Origin of the sequence: Enterobacter cloacae complex sp. IR53030 (genome assembly GCF_049238365.1) — a bacterium.
GTDB lineage: Bacteria > Pseudomonadota > Gammaproteobacteria > Enterobacterales > Enterobacteriaceae > Enterobacter > Enterobacter kobei.
In genome coordinates, this window is record NZ_JBMKHA010000013.1 from 96,337 (window position 1) to 115,304 (window position 18,968).

Genomic DNA, 18,968 nt, shown 5'->3' on the forward strand with positions numbered 1-18,968 from the left:
TCTAGTTGGTGTAGTCAGCAGACGCTGCCGCTTTATAACAAGCGGCAGCGATCCACAGCTTTCTAATTAACGAGTCTTAATCATGGAAAACACGTTATTACAGGCCAAAGCGACGCTGCCTCAGTACAATCGCGACAGCCTTAAAGCACGCATTGTTCATTTAGGATTTGGCGCCTTTCACCGCGCGCATCAGGCGGTGTATGCCGACATCCTCGCGTCTGATTATGGCAACGACTGGGGCTACTGTGAGGTCAACCTGATTGGCGGCGAGCAGCAGATTGCCGACCTGAAGGCGCAGGATAACCTCTATACCGTAGCGGAGATGTCCGCCGATGCGTGGACATCCCGCGTGGTGGGCGTGGTCAAAAAGGCCCTGCATGCGCAGGTTGACGGGCTGGAGACCGTACTGGCAGCGATGTGCGAACCGCAGGTGGCGATTGTTTCACTGACCATTACCGAGAAGGGCTACTGTCACTCTCCCGCAACCGGGCAACTGATGCTCGATCATCCATTCATCGCCGCCGACCTGCAAAACCCGCATCAGCCGACGTCCGCGCCGGGTGTGGTGGTGGAAGCGCTGGCGCGTCGCAAAGCGGCGGGGTTACCGGCCTTTAGCGTGATGTCCTGCGACAACATGCCGGAAAACGGTCATGTGATGCGCAACGTAACCTGCTCCTATGCCCGGGCGGTAGACGGCGAGCTGGCGGACTGGATCGAGGCTAACGTCACGTTCCCGTCAACCATGGTGGATCGCATCGTACCTGCGGTCACGCCTGATACGCTGGATAAAATCGAACAGCTCACTGGCGTGCGTGATCCGGCGGGCGTGGCCTGTGAACCCTTCCGCCAGTGGGTGATCGAAGACAACTTTGTGGCGGGGCGTCCTGCGTGGGAAAAAGCCGGGGCCGAGCTGGTATCAGACGTCATTCCGTTTGAAGAGATGAAGCTGCGCATGCTTAACGGCAGCCACTCCTTCCTGGCTTACCTGGGGTATCTGGCCGGTTATCAGCATATCAACGACTGCATGGAAGATGAGAATTACCGCGTTGCGGCTCACGCGCTGATGCTCCACGAGCAGGCGCCGACCCTGAAGGTGAAAGGCGTCGATTTAGGACATTACGCCGATCTGCTGATTGCCCGCTACAGCAACCCGGCTCTGCGTCATCGCACATGGCAAATCGCGATGGACGGTAGCCAGAAGCTCCCGCAACGCATGTTAGATTCCGTGCGCTGGCATCTGGTGCATCAGAAACCTTTCCCCCTGCTGGCGCTGGGCGTGGCGGGCTGGATGCGGTATGTCGGCGGAGTGGATGAGCAGGGTAATGCCATCGAGGTGAGCGATCCGCAACTGGCGGTGATTCAGGCGGCAGTGAAGGGAAGTGCTGAAGGGGAAAGCCGCGTGCGTGCGCTGCTCGGCATTGAGTCTATCTTTGGCAAAGAATTACCGCGTGAGACGGTCTTTGTTGATGCGGTGATGACCGCGTACCGGTCTTTGGTGCAAAAGGGCGCGAAAGCTACCGTGGCGCAGTACGCGTCTCAACGGTAATTCAGTACATGCCGCCGTGCGCGGCGGCATGTCAGCGCACAACTTAGTGCATACCCAGACGAATCAGCTCAATCGGCTCGAACTTACCTTCGCATCCTTCCACTTCCACCGTTTTGCTGCGGCGCACCTGCGCGGCATCCAGCCCGTCGCTGTGGATCGCTTTAATCACGCCAGTTTTGCCTGTACCGCTAATCATCACGCGGCTGCCAGTGGTAATTGCATTGCGGTTACGGTCATATGTCATCATGGTATTTTCTCCTCTCTAACTTATCCGTTACGGCGGTATTTCAGGTTTCACCGTTCACGGGGCATATAAATACGCCTGTCTGCAAGTGATGTTTTTGTTTTTGATCAAAGTCACACTTTTTTCTTAATGACATGAGGTGCTGACGGTTCGCGACAGCAATTTACAAAGCAGACCGTTATTTTCATTTATTGATAGTTTCAACATGGAAGCGTTTAGGGTTGGTTTATATTTCTGCTGCCATTCTGGGTACAGGAAATAACTCTTTCATCGGAATAAGGAGTCAGGCTTATGTATAAGAACATTTTGATGCCTGTAGATGTGTTTGAAATGGATTTGAGCGACAAAGCGGTTCGCCACGCGGCAAGCCTTGCAAAGGCAGAGGGGGCATCAATTACCCTGGTCAACATTCTGCCTGCAAGCAGTCGGTCTCTCCTGCGCGGATTCAATGCCGATATCAAAAAGTTTGAAGAGTATATGACCGCGGAATCCGCGAAGAAAATGAACGAATTAAAAAGACTGTTTGATATTGCCCCAGAGAATATTCACAGCATGGTTCGTTTTGGCAACGTTCGCGATGAAATTATCAAGCTGAGCAAGGAGGGGAAATACGATGCGATTGTCATCGGGTCGAAAAACCCGAGCATCACCACCCATCTGCTGGGATCGAATGCGGAATCCATTCTGCGCTACGCCACGATTCCGGTGTTAGTCGTTCGCTAAACCCAACGCCGCGCCCAACAGGGTGCGGCGAATATTACTCCTCGCTAAACCACTCGCTGTTTTCCTGACGAATAAGCTGCACGGATTCGCTGATTTCCTGCAAATGCAGCGTCATCGCTTTTTCCACGCCGTCCGGGTCGCGTTTTTCCAGCGCGCTGAAAATATCGTGATGCTGTCTGAGCAACATTTCCGGCGGGGAGACGTGATCGAGGCTCATATAACGCACGCGGTCGATGGTGGCCTTAATGTTCTCAATGGTATCCCAGGCCAACTGACAATCCGCTATTTGTGCCAGTTTCTGGTGGAATTCATCATCGAGCTGGAAGAAATCGTTGAGCTGCTTACGGTCGATCGCTATACGCTGCTGATGCAGGTTCTGCTCCAGCAGGTAACACTGGTTATCATTGATAAGCGTTGCCGCCCGGCGGGCGACCGCGCATTCAATGGCCTGGCGAACGAAACAGCCGTTACGCACCTGAGAAAGTGAAATTTTGTTTACGTAGCTGCCGCGCTGCGGGCGGATCTGAATCAGGCCGTTTTCAGCAAGCTTAATGAACGCTTCACGCACCGGCTGACGGGAGACGTCAAAACGCACCGAGACCTCTTTTTCAGAAAGCGGCGTTCCCGGCGGAATCAGGCAATGGACAATATCACGTCGCAAAATGCGATAGATTTGCTGGTTTACGGGCTGGGTGGGATTGAGTTGCGATTCAGCGGCCATGAGTTGTCATTTCTCAGAGAGTTAGCCTGAACATACTACCATTCTTTTCGGACCCGAAACAGACCCGGCCCGCAGGCCGGGTGGGGCTTATTTAGCCACGATGGACGCTAAGTCCGGCAAAACTCTGGGTGACTGGCATCATTTCCACGGTATTGATGTTGACGTGCTTAGGCAGCGTCGCCACCCACCAGACCGCTTCAGTGACATCTTCCGGCGTCAGCGCGTTAGCATTTTCGTAGGTTTTATCCGCTTTCGCGTCGTCACCCTTGAAGCGCACGTTGGAGAATTCAGTGCCGCCCACCAGACCCGGCTCGATATCGGTAACGCGAATGGCGGTGCCGTGCAGATCGGTGCGCAGGTTCAGGCTGAACTGACGGACAAACGCTTTGGTCGCACCATAGACGTTGCCGCCCGCGTAAGGCCAGCTCCCGGCGGTAGAACCAATATTGATAATGTGACCGCGATTACGCTCAACCATGCCCGGCAACACCGCGCGAGTCATATAGACCAGCCCTTTGTTGTTGGTGTCGATCATGTTTTCCCAGTCTTCAACGCTGGCTTTGTGCGCGGGCTCCATGCCCAGCGCCAGTCCGGCGTTGTTGACCAGCAGATCGATGGCGCGCCACTCGGCAGGCAGGTTAGCAATCATCTCTTCAATGGCTGCGCGATTGCGCACGTCCAGCTGTGCGGTCAGGATGCTGTCACCTAATTCATCTTTCAGCTCCTGCAGGCGCTCCTGACGACGGCCCGTTGCAATCACCTTGTGCCCGTTGGCGACGAAGCGACGCGTGATGCATTCACCAAAACCCGCCGTTGCCCCGGTAACTAAAATAATCATCTCACTGTTCCTCAACGCTTTTTGTGTTGTACTAACATAGCACGGCCGCAGAGGGTGCGTTAAGGCAACATTTGTATGACAGCATTGCAGGTGATGGCGGCCTGGCCTACTCTGGGAAGATATCCGTTCTGAGGAGTGAAAGATGACGGCCACGAATCCTTTTTTTGAAATCAGTCTGTTGCCTTACCAGGCACCCCATTTTGATCAGATTAACGACAGTCACTATCGTCCGGCGTTCGATGAAGCGCTGCGTCAGAAGCGGGCGGACATTGATGCGATTGTCTCGCAAACCGCCGCGCCAGACTTCAATAATACCGTGCTGGCGCTGGAGAAAAGCGGCGTTATGCTCTCGCGCGTCAGCAGCGTCTTTTTCGCCATGACCTCTGCGCATACCAATCCGTACCTGCAAGAGTTAGAGGAGCAGTTTTCCACTGAACTTGCCGCGCTGGCGAATGACATCTGGCTGAATGACACACTTTTCGCCCGCGTTGAGAGCGTCTGGCAAGATCGCGGTGCGCTGGATGCCGAGTCCCGTCGGCTGGTCGAGGAGACGTACCAGCGGTTTATTCTGGCCGGTGCGCGTCTGAATGAGACAGAAAAAGCCGAGCTGAAGGCGCTGAACACCGAGGCAGCCTCCCTGACCAGCCAGTTTAACCAGCGTCTGCTTTCCGCCGATAAAGCGGGTGGGCTGGTGGTGGATTATGCGCATCAGCTTGAGGGGCTCAGTGCAGAAGAGATCGCCGCCGCCGCGCAGGCGGCCGCGGAAAAAGGGCTTAACGACCGCTGGCTGATCTCGCTGCTGAATACGACTCAACAACCTGCGCTCTCTGCGCTGCGCAATCGGCAGACGCGTGAAAACCTGTTCAACGCAGGCTGGACGCGTACCCAGAAAGGGGATGAAAACGATACCCGCGCGCTGATCCTGCGTTTGACGGCGCTCCGTGCGCGTCAGGCTCGCCTGCTCGGCTTTGAGGATTACGCCAGCTGGAGTATTGCCGACCAGATGGCGAAAACCCCCGACGCCGCGCTGGCCTTTATGCGCGGCATTGTGCCTGCCGCCCGTGCCCGAGCGGAGCGCGAACAGGCCGATATTCAGAAAGTGATTGATGACGAGCAGGGCGGTTTCACCGTGCAGGCCTGGGACTGGGCCTTTTATGCCGAGCGCGTGCGCCAGGCGAAATATGCGCTTGATGAGTCGCAGATCCGGCCCTACTTTGCGCTCAATACCGTGTTGCATGACGGCGTCTTCTGGGCGGCCAGCCAGCTGTTCGGTATCCGCTTCGTGGAACGCTTCGATATTCCGGTTTATCATCCGGACGTTCGCGTATGGGAAATTTTCGACCATACCGGTGAAGGGATGGCGCTATTTTACGGCGACTTCTTTGCCCGCGATTCCAAGCAGGGCGGAGCCTGGATGGGCAATTTCGTTGAACAATCTTTTGAGTTTTCTGCCCGCCCGGTTATCTACAATGTCTGTAACTACCCAAAACCGGGTAACGGGGGCACCGCGTTACTCTCCTGGGACGACGTAATTACCCTGTTCCACGAGTTTGGGCATACCCTGCACGGTCTGTTTGCCAGCCAGCGCTTCGCCACGCTGTCCGGTACCAATACGCCGCGTGATTTCGTTGAATTTCCGTCGCAGATCAATGAACACTGGGCCAGCCATCCTCAGGTATTTACCCGCTACGCCCGTCACTACGAAACCGGTGAACCGATGCCGGACGCGCTGCGGGAAAGCATGCTCAACGCGACCCATTTCAACAAGGGTTATGACATGACGGAGCTGCTGGGTGCGGCATTGCTGGACATGAACTGGCACGCCATCAGTGAAGCCGTATCTGACGTTGAAGCCTTTGAAACGGCTGCGTTGAAAAAAGAGGGGCTGGACCTGCCCGCGGTACCCCCGCGTTATCGCAGCAGCTATTTTGCCCATATCTTCGGCGGTGGCTATGCGGCGGGGTATTACGCCTACCTGTGGACGCAAATGCTGGCAGACGATGGCTATCAGTGGTTTGTCGAGCAGGGCGGGTTGACGCGTGAAAACGGACAGAAATTCCGCGAGGCGATTCTGTCGCGCGGGAACAGCACTGATTTAGCTGAACTTTACCGGAGCTGGCGCGGGCACGATCCGAGGATTGAACCGATGCTGGAGAATCGTGGGTTAAGTAAATAGTGTCCATTTGGGCTGAAAAAAAGAACCGGGCGTGAAGCCCGGTTTTTTATACCCTTTAATCAGCGATATTTTAGCATGCTTTTGAAAGATAACCGGTGAAATTGAACGCGCCGATAAAAGGATTTTTTATTAATAGAGACAAAGCGCTACATTCGAGAACTGTTAATAATTTGATCTGGGTTGTAAGAAATAAAATATTCTTTCAAATGTCTTTTTTAATTCTAAATTTTTGCCCTTAAATGCCGATAAATGAGGATAACAAAAAATCGACGTTATAGCAGTTAAGAAGGCGAAAGATGACCCTACCTCTGACCACTCCTGGCTTTACGGATGCTGAGCATTCTAAGAGGCTGATAAATAAAACCTTTACCTATGTTGTAACGTTGCTGATCGCTATTTTTGCGGCGGCAATAATTTCTTTGTTGATAATAAAAAATAATGTTAATGAAATCAGCGATTCGCATGATGATTTCTTACTAAGAAAAGCGTTAGATACCCGACAGGAGAGCATCCGTAGCCATTTGAAAGATTATGCCGAGTGGGGGGACGCCTACAAACATCTTCATCAGAATGTTGACATGCACTGGGCATGGGATAAGCAGAATCTTGGCAAGTCTCTGTATGATAACTTTGGCTATGAGGGGGTGTTTGTTCTCTCTCCGGAAGGCGCCACGCGCTACAGCGTGATTTCCGGGAAACGGATACCTGAAGATCTGGAGCGTTGGTTGGGTCAATCCACAAAAGACCGTTTACTCAGTGAACTGAGCAAAAAAAAGGGGTTGCCGGTGTCCATGCTAACGCTTATCGACGGCATACCGGCCATTGTTTCTGCTGAATGGATAACAACGGGTGATGATTCGAGTGTGCAACCGTTACCGGGCAGGCCTTCAGTCATGGTGTTTGTCGACAAATTAACGGCTAAAAAACTCCTTGCGATTGGGCATGATGCCGCCATCAAAAATGTTCGCATTTCACCCAATGAAGTGAATAATCAGACGTCATTGACCATAAGCACGCCAAATGGTGATGTGCATATTTTATGGGACAGTGAAAATCCTGGCCAGGCGCTGATCGTTTATTTCCTGCCATTACTCATTCTTTCCGTACTGCTGACAATATCGATGACGGTGATCCTTATGCGTCATATTATGCACAAGGCGAGAATTCATGACGAAAATGCCTTTCTCCTTGAGCAGGCACGGTTGAATCTTATCACCAGTGAAAAACGATTCAGGGATGTCAGTGAAACAACCAGCGACTGGTTCTGGGAAACTGACTTATCGTTAAAGATTACATGGCTATCAGGTCGTTTCTCCACGGTAACGGGATATGAACATAGTCAATGGATCGGCCGCAGGCTGGATGAGCTCTTTCCGTCGACAAGTCACTTACTTCATGATCGTGTCCGCCACCGGGAATTAACTGGACGCTTCGAATTTAAGAATTGCCCTTATATTAACTATCAGCAATCCACGTCCTACTGCACGCTTCTGGCTAAATTTTCTTCTCAGCCTGATGGTTCGGTGGTTTTACGGGGCGCGGCAACAGATGTCTCTCTGGAAGTGGAAGCAACTAAACGTGTGGAATTTCTGTCACGGCATGATGAATTAACGGGGCTTCCAAACCGGTATCATATTAAGGAGTTTCTGGCGGGCCGGTTAGCGAATGAAGGCGTCAATAATTATCCCTTTGCAATGATTTGCCTGGATCTGGACAAGTTCAAACCCGTCAATGACATTTTTGGGCATTCCACCGGCGACGCTCTGCTTGGCGAAGTCGCCTTACGTCTTAAAAGCTGTATTCGGAGCGGTGATTTTGTTGCACGGCAGGGCGGGGATGAATTTATGCTGCTCCTCGGTAACACCAGCCAGACAGACCAGATTGAAGAGGTGTGCCAGCGCATCGTGTCAGAACTCAACCGTCCTTTCACCATTGATGGCAATGATGTGACAATAGGGGTAAGCATGGGGATTGCACTGGCGCCACAAGACGGCAACAGCGCAAACGATCTTCTGCGCTATGCTGACATTGCGCTTTACCAGGCAAAACAATCTGGGAGAAACCGATGGGTCTATTATCGCCAGGATATGTCGGAAAAGCTGACCGAACGCAGAAAACTCGAACTGGAGCTGAAGACCGCCATTCGCGAAGACCAACTCTATCTGGTTTATCAACCGCGTTATAACCTCCGATATTCGAAAACAGATGCCGTCGAAGCGCTGGTCCGGTGGCAACACCCGGATCGAGGAACCATGATGCCCGATCAGTTTATCCCGTTGGCTGAAGAAACAGGGCTGATTATTAGCCTCAGCAACTGGGTCATTCGTAAAGCGTGTACGGAGGCCAAAGATCAATTGCCAGGGTTATCGGTATCAGTCAACATTTCGGCTATTGAATTCCAGGCGAGCGATCTGGCTGAAAGAGTAAAAGAAATTCTTCACGAAACGGGACTTGAACCCACCAGGCTGGAAATAGAAGTGACTGAAAATGTCACGCTTTCCGATCCAGAAAAAACGTTGCACACCATGAAAGCCCTCAAAAAAATGGGCGTACGGATTCTGATCGATGATTTCGGTACCGGCTATGCCTCTCTGAGCTATCTTCGAAAGTTTCAGTTTGATGGGCTAAAGCTCGATAAAAGCTTTATTTTTACCTTAGCGGATTCGCCACAGAACCAATCGGTAGTCGAGAAGATAATCGATTTGGGTAAAGCCTATTCCATGGAAGTGACCGCTGAAGGAGTGGAGACCAGCGAACAGCTGGCTTTTCTTAAAAAAAATAAGTGTGATGAAGTTCAGGGATATTTACTTGGAAAACCCGCCGCCATTGCCGATCTCAATTTAAACGCCAGCGTGGTGAATACATAAACGCGTTTTAGCATTTTCCGCGCCCCCTGGGACAGGGAAGTGTCAGCAAAAAAACCGGGCTCTTCGCCCGGTTTTTTATCTTACGACCAGCACAGGGCATTTTGCGTGGCGCACCACTGCCGCCGCATTTGAACCTAACAGATACGTTGATATGTCAGGCTTATGGGAGGCGATGATGATCAGGTCGGCGCCGATCGTGTCCGCGAGTTTTAGGATCTGATCTTTTGGCGATCCCGTAACGGCGTGCGTCTGCACCTTTTCTGGCGGAATTTTAAATTGCTTAACGATTTCATCCAGTTTTTCTAAAGCCGCATGCTGGAACTCTTTTATCTTCGGCATCTCCACGGAGTAGGCCAGGCCTAAAGAAGAATAATAAGGTAGCGAAGGAATGACCGTAAGAAAATGGACTTTAGCTGTGTTAAGTGCGGTATGAGCCTGAACGAAAGGAATCACCATATGCGTCAGGCTATCTTCGGAAATATCAATTGGAACCAAAATTGAATTGTACATGTGTCCCTCCTGAGTGTTTTTTACACAATCAGGTTAGACCGTTATTTCCACGAAAACAGAGAGCAGGTTGTCATAACGGAGACAAATTTCGGTTCTGGGATAGCTATACAGGCGAACGTTCCCGGCATGGGTCAATGACGCGTTCAGCCTGTCGTGACGATGAACATCCTGGCCTGCTGGGCTAGCTGGCGTTCAGCCTTAATCGGCGCATACTTTTCTGAATGATAGAAAGCAAGCGCCTGATCTAAAGTCGGGAATTCAAAAATGCCAGCATAGGGTAACGGGGGCTTCATCGCCTTCGAGTACTTCTGCAACCGAACCAAAATGCACAATTTTCCCTCCCGCTTCCTCTAACGCTAATGTGAAGCGGGGGGCAAGGCTGGCCTGTCGCGCAGGGTCAATAATACGTAAGTTGATGTGGACGAATGCGGGCATCACTGTTCCTCAAATCTGATTAATAGTGTATATACAGTATTTGAGATTGTATTGATTGTCGAGATGAAAAGATGAACAACATCGATGTGGCGCTGCTGAAGACCATTCCGGAAGTCTGTCCTGTGTTTCAGGCGCGAGCCACTGCCCGGGCTATTACACGCTATTACAACGCCTGCTTAAGACCGTTTGGTCTGACCGCAGAGCAGTTCAGTCTTTTGGTTGGGATCGGAGGTGCACCCAATGAAACCGTTGCAGAACTGGCCGCAAGGGCGGGGGTAGATGCCACCACACTGAGTCGAAATATAGGTAGTATGGTGTCCCGCGGCATTATCGACGCGGTGGGAGGCCGGGGACGTGCCGGTAAACGACTCACCCTCACAGCAGAGGGCTGGAGCCTGCTCGAACAGGTCATTCCGGTATGGAAGGCAGCTATGGAAGAACTGTCCCATCAGATGGGGAGCGAACAACTTAGCCTGACGACGAATATGATGAGAAGCCTGGGCAAAGCCACTGCTTCTTTATGACGCGATCCGCGACAATCCGTACCTGCAACGCGACGTACCAAACCGCGCAATGCCGGGTATACTACGTTTTAATTTTTTCAGGCGACCCTTTGTAAAGGCAGGCAGTATGTCTCTTCGTTCGCTGCGGGCGTTATGCCTGACCAGTTTTTTCATTGCGGATGTCCGCGATGGCCTCGGCCCTTTTCTCGGTATTTTTCTCACCGAACGTCACTGGACGCCTGATGATATTGGTATTCTGATGACGGCGGGTGGGCTGGCGGGTTTACTGGCCACGCTCCCGGCGGGATTCATCACCGACACCTCCCGAAACAAACGCGCTGTACTCGCGCTGCTTTGCCTGTTGATCACCCTGAGCACGCTTCTGCTCTGGTTTAGCCAGCAGAGCGGCGTTGTCGCCGTTTCACAAATTATCACCGGCATCTGTGCGGCGTTTGTGGGGCCATTGATCACCGGAATTACCTTAGGGCTGACCGGCCAGAGTGGGTTCAGCGCGCAGATGGGCAAAAATGAGGCGTTTAATCATGCGGGCAATTTTATGACCGCACTGATGGCTGGCGGCATTGCCTGGTACTGGGGCGTCGGCGGAATTTTCCTGCTGATGACCTGTACGACGTTGCTAACGTTGTGTGCGCTGCTTGCCATTCGCAATAAGGATATCGACAACAATGCCGCGCGCGGGTTGTCCTCTTCAGCGAACCTGCCTGTTCCGGGCTTTGCGGTGCTGATTAAAAACCGGGCGCTGTTTATTACCGGACTGACGCTGCTCCTGTTTCATCTGGCGAACGCTGCCCTGTTGCCGATGCTCAGCATGAGGGTTGCAGCGGCACCCGCCTCAATCAACCCCGGTTTGTATGCAGCGGGCACTGTCATTATCTCTCAGGCCGTGATGATCCCCGTCGCCATTTGGGTCGCACGGAGAATAGAACACTACGGCTACTGGCGATTAATTATGCTGGCGCTGCTGGTGATGCCGGTGCGTGCGGCGCTGGCGGCGTCCACGGACGCGCCGTTGATGATGATCCCGGTGCAAATTCTCGACGGGCTGGCCGCTGGCATCCTCGGCGTCGTGGTACCGTCGTTTATTGTTGTGCTGTTGCGAGGGAGTGGGCACGTCAATGCCGGGCAGAGCGTGGTGATGTTGATGCAGGGCGTTGGGGCATCGATGAGCCCGGCGTTAACCGGCACGATAGCCGGGCATTACTCCTTTGCGACGGCATTCAGCGTGCTGAGCGCGATTGCGCTGGTGGCCGTCCTGCTCTGGTGGCGCGTTGCTCACCGAACCTGGGAAACAGACAGTACGCCGGGTGGGGCATAGCCGCCACCCGGCGTCATACTTATGCCAGCTCGTTAGGGCAGGTTTCGCCTTTTTCCAGCTGCTGCAGGTTACCCAGCGTGGTTTCTGAAATGCTGATCAGCGCTTCAGCCGTCAGAAACGCCTGGTGACCGGTAAACAGGACGTTATGACAGGCAGACAGGCGGCGGAACACGTCGTCCTGAATCACATCGTTGGACTTGTCTTCAAAGAACAGATCGCGTTCGTTCTCATACACGTCCATCCCGAGCGCGCCAATTTTCTGGGTTTTCAGCGCTTCGATAGCGGCCTGAGAGTCAACCAGGCCACCACGGCTGGTGTTGATGATCATCACGCCGTCCTTCATCTGGTCAAACGCCGCCTGGTTCAGCAGGTGATAGTTTTCCGGCGTCAGCGGGCAGTGCAGGGAGATCACATCAGACTGCGAGAACAGGGTCGGCAGGTCAACATATTCCACGCCCAGCTCCAGCGCCGCGGCGCTTGGATACGGATCAAATGCCAGCAGACGCATGCCAAAGCCTTTGAGGATCCGCAGGGCAGCGACGCCAATTTTCCCGGTCCCGATCACCCCTGCGGTTTTACCGTACATGGTAAAGCCGGTCAGCCCCTCCAGCGAGAAGTTGGCATCACGGGTGCGCTGATAAGCGCGGTGAATACGACGGTTGAGCGACATCATCATGCCAATCGCATGTTCCGCGACGGCTTCCGGGGAGTAGGCCGGAACGCGCACCACCTTCAGCCCCAGCTCTTTCGCCGCATCGAGATCCACGTTGTTAAAGCCTGCACAGCGCAGGGCGATATACTTCACTCCCTGTTTTTTCAACTCTTCCAGCACCGGACGACTGCCGTCATCGTTAACAAAAATGCAGACGCCTTCACAGCCGTGCGCCGTTTTGGCGGTTTTTTCGGACAGCAGAAAGTCGAAAAATTCAAGCTCAAACCCGTAAGCTTCGTTAACATGTTGCAGATACTTTTTGTCGTACTGCTTTGTGCTATATACCGCGAGTTTCATAAGACTTTCTCCAGTGATTTTGCATTCACGTTAGCATGATTAAAATTATCTTACAATTTATAAAATATTATTGAATTCAATAAGTTCTATGAATTATTCTAGAGCATCTATCCTTAAAAATGGCATTTCCTTCAACTGACTGGCTAAACATGCGACAATGAAAGGCATCGTCGGCTTAATTCTTTCGCTAAATCAGGATATTAACTGCCCATGAAGGGTAAATACAAAGCCGCACTTGCGCTTTTACTGCTGTTCATTTTATTGCCGCTGACGCTGCTGATGACGCTCGCTCAGTGGGTACCGACGCTTGCCGGAATCTGGCTTCCCGTCGGGACGCGTATCGCTTTCGAAGAGAGTCCTAAACTGACTCGTCATGCGCTGGTGATCCCCGATCTCCGCTATCTGGTTGAAGAGTGCGAAATTGCTCGCATTGAAAACGTGACGCTGTCACATCCGAGCCGCTGGCAGCTGGATATCGGCGCGCTGGATCTTAACGCCGTCTGCCTCAGCAAAATTCCCCAATCCGCGCCGTCGACCGTTGCCCCCAAAACGCTGGCGCAGTGGCAGGCGGTATTACCGAATACCTGGCTGACCATTCACCGTCTCACCCTCTCGCCCTGGCAGCAGTGGCAGGGTGAGCTGAAGGCCTCGCTGACCCCGTCCAGCCAGGAGATAGCCTATAAAGGCGAGCAGGTGAGCATTCAAGGAACGCTTCGCGGGCAGACGCTTTCGGTCAGCCAGTTCGATGTGCAGCTTCCCGATCAGCCGCAGCCCATTAAACTGGTGGGAGAGTTCACTCTGCCGCTGGTGCCGGATGGCGTGCCGGTAAAAGGCCACGCGGTGGCAACCTTTAACGTGCCACAACTGACGTCTCTCGTCGATGCCGATCTGGACTGGGAAGACAACCGTGGACAACTGGTGGTGATGGCGCGAGACAACCCTGATCCACTGCTCGATCTGCCGTGGCAAGTTACGGCGGAACAGCTGAACATCAGCGACGGGCGCTGGAACTGGGATTTGTCCGGTATGCCGCTGAGCGGACGCGTTTCGCTTCGCGCCGATAACTGGCAGCAGGGGCTTGAGAAAGCCACCCTGACCGGGCGTTTGAACGTGCTTACCCATGGTGATGCGGGGAAAGGCAACGTGGTACTCAATATTGGGCCAGGCAGGCTCAGTATGGAAAACAGCGACATGCCGCTGCATCTGAGCGGTGAGGCGAAGCAAAACGACCTCATTCTTTATGCCAAATTGCCGGCAACACTGACCGGCAGCGTATATGAACCGCAACTCGCCTTTGAACCGGGCGCACTGCTTCGCTCGCGCGGGCGCATCATTGACTCGCTTGATATCGATGAAATCCGCTGGCCGCTGGCAGGTGTGAAGCTGACGCAGAAGGGCGTGGACGGGCGGTTACAGGCTATCCTGCGTGCCCATGAAAACGAGATGGGCGATTTTGAACTGCATCTGGACGGGCAGGCGAACGACTTTTTACCCGACAGCGGTCTCTGGCAGTGGCGCTACTGGGGAAAAGGGAGTTTTACGCCGATGCATGCCCGCTGGGATGTCGCCGGGAAAGGCGAGTGGCGTGACAAACTCATTGAGCTCACGGCGCTCTCCACCGGTTTTGACAAGTTCCAGTATGGAACCATGGAGGTCAGCACGCCGCGTCTGGTGCTGGATCAACCCGTGCGCTGGTTCCGTGACGCCGAAAAGCCGACGTTCAGCGGCGCGCTGGCGCTCAATGCCGGGCAAACCCGTTTCTCCGGTGGCAGCACGCTGCCACCGTCGGTTCTGACCTTTAGCGTCGACGGCACCGATCCGACGGTGTTCCAGTTTAAGGGCGACCTCCATGCAGAGAAAATCGGCCCGGTACAGGTGAATGGTCGCTGGGATGGTGAACGCCTTCGCGGGCAGGCCTGGTGGCCGAAACAGTCGCTCACCGTGTTCCAGCCTCTGATCCCTCCGGACTGGAAAATGACGCTGCGTGATGGGGAACTCTATGCGCAGGTGGCTTTCTCGGCGGCGGCCGATCAGGGCTTTGAGGCGGGGGGGCACGGCGTGCTGAAAGCCGGTAGCGCCTGGATGCCGGATAACCAGATCAACGGTGTCGATTTTGTGCTGCCGTTCCGCTTCAGCAGGGGGACCTGGTCCCTGGGTACGCGCGGCCCGGTTACGTTGCGTATTGGCGAAGTGGAAAACCTGGTGACCGCGCGCAATATTACCGCCGATCTACAGGGGGATTATCCCTGGACGGAGGACAATCCGCTGCTGCTTACCAACGTGAAAGTGGAAACCCTCGGCGGGAAGATTACGATGCAGCAGTTGCGGATGCCGCAGCACGATCCGGCGCTGCTTCGCGTGGACAATATCTCGTCAAGTGAACTGATCGGCGCCGTCAATCCGAAACAGTTTGCCATGTCAGGCCCGGTAAGCGGGGCGCTGCCATTCTGGCTGGACAATGAAAAATGGATCATTAAAGATGGCTGGCTGACCAACCCTGGCCCAATGACGCTACGTATCGACAAAGATACGGCGGATGCCATCGTGAAAGATAATATGGTTGCGGGTGCCGCGATCAACTGGCTCCGCTATATGGAAATTTCTCGTTCGTGGACAAGAATCAATTTAGATAACCTGGGTGAATTAACCATGCAGGCGACCATCAAGGGAACCAGCCGTGTGGATGGCAAAAGCAGCTCCGTCAACCTGAACTATACCCATGACGAGAATGTCTTTACCCTCTGGCGCAGCCTGCGTTTTGGAGACAACCTGCAAACCTGGTTTGAGCAACACGCGACGATACCCGGTCTCCGCAGTTCGACTGGCAAGGAAAGTGAGGATCAACAATGAAAAAGATGGCTGGTGTACTCACCGTTGCCGTTGCTGCGCTACTGACCGGCTGTACGCCGCGTATTGAAGTCGCTGCGCCGAAAGAGCCGATTACCATCAATATGAATGTCAAAATCGAACACGAGATCCACATTAAGGTCGATAAAGACGTTGAAACCCTGCTGAAATCGCGCAGCGATCTGTTCTGAGGATGCCATGAAACGTTTAGCTCTGATTCTACTGGCTCTGGGGATGAATGCGCAGGCGGCTGCGCTGACCTTATATGATGCCCGGGCGCAGGGGCGCGTGGGGGAAACACTCAGCGGGTATATTGCCCCGATCCAACAGGATGCTGAAACGCTGGCGCTGGTAAACCGTATTAACGCGGCACGCACCGAGAGCTATCAGAAGCTGGCCGACAGCAATAATTTACCGGTCGATGAAGTGGCGAAAATGGCGGGGCAAAAACTGGTTGCTCGCGCGCAGCCGGGCGAATACGTGAAGGGAATTAACGGCAAATGGCTGAAAAAATAGCTAGCGGTGGCGCTTGCGGTATTCGCCGGGCGAGACGCCAAAACGCTGCTTAAAGGCCGTTGAAAAATGGCTATGGTCGGTGAACCCCCAGCTGTAGCCAATTCCCGCCAGCTTTTCATCATCCCCGGCAGAGCGCAGCACCTGCGCACAGAGATCCAGCCGACGGTTTTTAATGTACTGCGCGACCACCAGCCCCTTCTCGGCAAACATGCGGTAGAGGCTGCGCACGGACATCCCGCTCTCGGCGGCAATCCACTCCGGGCGCAGAGAGTCAGACTGAATATGATCGTCAATCAGCGCCACGACATGCTGGAACTGGCGTTCCTTGCGCGGCTGAATCACGTCGCGTTGCTGAAACGCGGGGCGCAGCAGGCAGACCATGGCTTCGAGCGCGGCTTCGCTCTCCCGGTCACTCAGGTCGGCGTTGTTCATGCTTTCCATCAGCAGGCGATGGCTCAGCTGTACCGTTGGCAGCGAGCGAGAGAGGGCGAGCGCGCAGCTAATCTCATGGAAACGACACTGTTGCTCAATAATCTGGCGGGGTACCAGCAGCGAAATCTGGCGGGATTTTTCCTGCCAGTTGATTGAGCAGGGCCGGGAGGCGTCAAGCAGCGTGATATCGCCTGTTCGGAGCACAGCGCGACGGTCATCCTGTTCAATTTCCGCACTGCCCTCAAGCTGGAAGACGGTATAGAACCAGGCATCATTACTCTGTTTGATCTCCTGACGGGAGCGGAACAGATTTACGCCGCCGGCGGTGACGGTGCTGAGCTTCAGGCTGCGCGCATAGCTGGTCTCCAGTTCGCCGACGAATTTTCCCCCGGTGGGCTGTGCATTAAAACGCCCGCACACCTGGTTAATCTGCGCCAGCCACTGCTGATACTGTTCCTGCTCGCTTGCACACGCCATCGTTTCTCTCACTGCACCGTCAATGTTTTCGCATTGTTGCATTTATGTTGCGTTTTGTCAGAGCTCTGAGCTGACTATAGGAAAGAACACTCATCGGGAACAGCGATATAAGGTGGAATTATCACGATTTGCGGCACCTGTCACAGGTGGCAAAGCGAATGTCACAGAGACAAAAGCGAGAATGCGAAACCCCTCTTAGACTGGATGAACACCCTGCGCATAATAACGAAGGAGTATCCTATGTCCGAATCCCAGGTGGCTATTCAGCCTGCCGTGCAGCAGTTTTTAGACCGACATCATGGCCTGTGGATTGAAGGGCGTCAGGCCGCGTCGGACAGCGAAAAGCGGCTCAACGTCTATAACCCGGCCACGGGCGAGGTGATTGCCTCGACGGCCGATGCCAGCGTCGATGACGTTGACCGTGCCGTCATGTCCGGCTGGCGTGCTTTTGTTGCCCGCAGCTGGGCCGGAAAATTACCGGCGGAGCGCGAGCGGATCCTGCTCCGTTTCGCCGATCTGGTTGAACAGCACAGCGAGGAGCTGGCCCAGCTTGAAACGCTGGAGCAGGGGAAATCGATTAACATTTCCCGTCTCTTTGAAGTGGGTTGTACCCTGAACTGGATGCGCTATACCGCCGGGCTGACCACCAAAATCGCAGGCAAAACCCTCGACCTTTCTATTCCCCTGCCACAGGGGGCGCGTTATCAGGCATGGACACGTAAAGAGCCGGTTGGCGTGGTGGCCGGGATTGTGCCCTGGAACTTCCCGCTGATGATTGGGATGTGGAAAGTGATGCCTGCGCTGGCGGCGGGGTGCTCGATTGTCATCAAGCCATCAGAAACCACGCCGCTGACCATGCTGCGCGTGGCGGAACTGGCCAGTGAAGCGGGCATTCCGGACGGGGTATTCAACGTGGTGACCGGGAGCGGCGCGGTGTGTGGCGCCGCGCTGACCTCGCACCCACATGTTGCGAAGGTGAGCTTTACCGGCTCAACGGCGACGGGCAAGCAAATTGCCCGCGCGGCGGCAGATACCCTGACAGGCGTGACCCTGGAGCTGGGGGGCAAAAACCCGGCTATCGTACTCAAAGATGCGGACCCGGCGTGGGTGATCGAAGGCCTGATGACCGGGAGCTTCCTGAACCAGGGGCAGGTGTGTGCGGCGAGTTCTCGTATCTACATTGAAGCGCCGCTGTTTGACACGCTGGTCAGCGGCTTCGAACAGGCGGTGAAATCCCTGAGCGTCGGGCCGGGTATGTCCCCGGAAGCATTTATCAACCCGCTGGTGTCGCGTGCGCATTGTGACAAGGTGCAGACTTTCCTCGATGAAGCGCAATCTCGCCACGCAGAGCTGATTGTCGGTAACCGTGGCCCGGAAGGGAAAGGCTATTACATTTCGCCGACGCTGGTGGTCAACCCGGATGCCGCGCTGCGCTTAACCCGCGAAGAGGTGTTTGGCCCGGTGGTCAATCTGGTGCGCGTTGCCGATGGTGAAGAGGCGCTTCAGCTGGCAAACGACACCGAATATGGCCTGACCGCCAGCGTCTGGACGCAGAATATCAGCAAGGCGCTGGAGTACACCGACAGGCTGCAGGCGGGCACCGTCTGGGTAAACAGCCATACGCTGATCGACGCCAACCTGCCGTTCGGCGGCATGAAGCAGTCCGGCACCGGTCGCGACTTTGGCCCGGACTGGCTGGACGGATGGTGTGAGACGAAGTCGGTTTGCGTGCGGTATTAAGAAACAAGCCGGGTGGCGGCTACGCCTTACCCGGCCTACTTTCTCTGG

General features: G+C 54.4%; 18 protein-coding genes. 10 read left to right on the top strand and 8 right to left on the bottom strand.

All coding sequences use genetic code 11. The annotated features are described in order from the left end of the window. Positions 1-82: 82 nt before the first annotated feature. Positions 83-1,546 (top strand): mannitol dehydrogenase family protein, encoded by a 1,464-nt coding sequence (locus ACOTXR_RS14590; protein WP_058690938.1) that lies wholly within the window; start codon positions 83-85, stop codon positions 1,544-1,546. A 43-nt stretch (positions 1,547-1,589) separates the two neighbouring features. Here the strand turns inward: ACOTXR_RS14590 and ydfZ are convergent, their stop codons facing one another. After that, entirely contained in the window at positions 1,590-1,793 is a 204-nt protein-coding gene (ydfZ, locus tag ACOTXR_RS14595; protein ID WP_014883679.1) for a putative selenium delivery protein YdfZ, read from the bottom strand. A gap of 288 nt (positions 1,794-2,081) precedes the next feature. Between ydfZ and ACOTXR_RS14600 the strand changes: the two genes are divergently transcribed. Beyond that, on the top strand, positions 2,082-2,513 hold the full coding sequence (locus tag ACOTXR_RS14600; RefSeq protein ID WP_014883680.1) for a universal stress protein: 432 nt from the start codon (positions 2,082-2,084) through the stop codon (positions 2,511-2,513). A 34-nt stretch (positions 2,514-2,547) separates the two neighbouring features. On the opposite strand, the gene ACOTXR_RS14605 is transcribed toward ACOTXR_RS14600, so the two are convergent. Further along, positions 2,548-3,234: a GntR family transcriptional regulator gene (locus ACOTXR_RS14605; protein ID WP_014883681.1), complete on the bottom strand. Its 687-nt coding sequence runs from the start codon at positions 3,232-3,234 to the stop codon at positions 2,548-2,550. 91 nt (positions 3,235-3,325) lie between these two features. Then, positions 3,326-4,072, bottom strand: a complete 747-nt coding sequence (gene ydfG, locus ACOTXR_RS14610; protein WP_023330307.1) for a bifunctional NADP-dependent 3-hydroxy acid dehydrogenase/3-hydroxypropionate dehydrogenase YdfG — start codon at positions 4,070-4,072, stop codon at positions 3,326-3,328. A gap of 142 nt (positions 4,073-4,214) precedes the next feature. Here ydfG and dcp point away from each other — a divergent pair, with 142 nt between their 5' ends. Together dcp and ACOTXR_RS14620 are read left to right on the top strand one after the other, a co-directional pair. Further along, entirely contained in the window at positions 4,215-6,248 is a 2,034-nt protein-coding gene (gene dcp, locus ACOTXR_RS14615; RefSeq protein ID WP_058690939.1) for a peptidyl-dipeptidase Dcp, read from the top strand. A gap of 296 nt (positions 6,249-6,544) precedes the next feature. Next, positions 6,545-9,115, top strand: a complete 2,571-nt coding sequence (locus tag ACOTXR_RS14620) for a bifunctional diguanylate cyclase/phosphodiesterase (RefSeq protein ID WP_058690940.1) — start codon at positions 6,545-6,547, stop codon at positions 9,113-9,115. 75 nt (positions 9,116-9,190) lie between these two features. Here ACOTXR_RS14620 and uspF read toward each other — a convergent pair whose 3' ends face one another. From uspF to ACOTXR_RS14635, 3 genes are all read right to left on the bottom strand, one after another. Further along, a complete protein-coding gene (uspF, locus tag ACOTXR_RS14625) occupies positions 9,191-9,625 on the bottom strand; it encodes a universal stress protein UspF (RefSeq protein ID WP_045269523.1) in 435 nt (144 codons plus the stop codon). Positions 9,626-9,768: 143 nt separating this feature from the next. Continuing rightward, positions 9,769-9,918: a DUF1330 domain-containing protein gene (locus ACOTXR_RS14630; protein ID WP_226856265.1), complete on the bottom strand. Its 150-nt coding sequence runs from the start codon at positions 9,916-9,918 to the stop codon at positions 9,769-9,771. After that, complete coding sequence (locus ACOTXR_RS14635) at positions 9,884-10,060, bottom strand: DUF1330 domain-containing protein (RefSeq protein ID WP_226856278.1); 177 nt, start codon at positions 10,058-10,060, stop codon at positions 9,884-9,886. Before ACOTXR_RS14635 ends, ACOTXR_RS14630 begins: the two co-directional genes overlap by 35 nt. A gap of 71 nt (positions 10,061-10,131) precedes the next feature. Here ACOTXR_RS14635 and ACOTXR_RS14640 point away from each other — a divergent pair, with 71 nt between their 5' ends. Both ACOTXR_RS14640 and ACOTXR_RS14645 read left to right on the top strand, forming a co-directional pair. Then, entirely contained in the window at positions 10,132-10,584 is a 453-nt protein-coding gene (locus ACOTXR_RS14640; protein WP_023330311.1) for a MarR family winged helix-turn-helix transcriptional regulator, read from the top strand. Positions 10,585-10,690: 106 nt separating this feature from the next. Then, the gene (locus tag ACOTXR_RS14645) at positions 10,691-11,899 is read left to right on the top strand and encodes an MFS transporter (RefSeq protein ID WP_058689971.1); all 1,209 of its coding nucleotides are present in this window, start codon (positions 10,691-10,693) and stop codon (positions 11,897-11,899) included. A gap of 19 nt (positions 11,900-11,918) precedes the next feature. On the opposite strand, the gene ACOTXR_RS14650 is transcribed toward ACOTXR_RS14645, so the two are convergent. After that, positions 11,919-12,908, bottom strand: coding sequence for a 2-hydroxyacid dehydrogenase (locus ACOTXR_RS14650; RefSeq protein ID WP_023338286.1), 990 nt, complete (start codon positions 12,906-12,908; stop codon positions 11,919-11,921). A gap of 210 nt (positions 12,909-13,118) precedes the next feature. Here ACOTXR_RS14650 and ACOTXR_RS14655 point away from each other — a divergent pair, with 210 nt between their 5' ends. Genes ACOTXR_RS14655 through ACOTXR_RS14665 form a run of 3 tightly spaced genes read left to right on the top strand, consistent with a single transcriptional unit; the run spans position 13,119 to position 16,271 of the window. Continuing rightward, the gene (locus ACOTXR_RS14655) at positions 13,119-15,758 is read left to right on the top strand and encodes a YdbH family protein (RefSeq protein WP_058689972.1); all 2,640 of its coding nucleotides are present in this window, start codon (positions 13,119-13,121) and stop codon (positions 15,756-15,758) included. Beyond that, positions 15,755-15,946, top strand: a complete 192-nt coding sequence (locus ACOTXR_RS14660) for a YnbE family lipoprotein (RefSeq protein ID WP_014169918.1) — start codon at positions 15,755-15,757, stop codon at positions 15,944-15,946. The genes ACOTXR_RS14655 and ACOTXR_RS14660 overlap by 4 nt, the downstream gene beginning before the upstream one ends. Positions 15,947-15,953: 7 nt before the next feature. Continuing rightward, complete coding sequence (locus ACOTXR_RS14665) at positions 15,954-16,271, top strand: YdbL family protein (protein WP_058689973.1); 318 nt, start codon at positions 15,954-15,956, stop codon at positions 16,269-16,271. Here the strand turns inward: ACOTXR_RS14665 and feaR are convergent, their stop codons facing one another. After that, the gene (gene feaR / locus ACOTXR_RS14670; RefSeq protein ID WP_014883693.1) at positions 16,272-17,180 is read right to left on the bottom strand and encodes a transcriptional regulator FeaR; all 909 of its coding nucleotides are present in this window, start codon (positions 17,178-17,180) and stop codon (positions 16,272-16,274) included. Between the two features lie 240 nt (positions 17,181-17,420). Here feaR and ACOTXR_RS14675 point away from each other — a divergent pair, with 240 nt between their 5' ends. Further along, a complete protein-coding gene (locus ACOTXR_RS14675; protein ID WP_058689974.1) occupies positions 17,421-18,920 on the top strand; it encodes an aldehyde dehydrogenase family protein in 1,500 nt (499 codons plus the stop codon). Positions 18,921-18,968 lie beyond the last annotated feature (48 nt).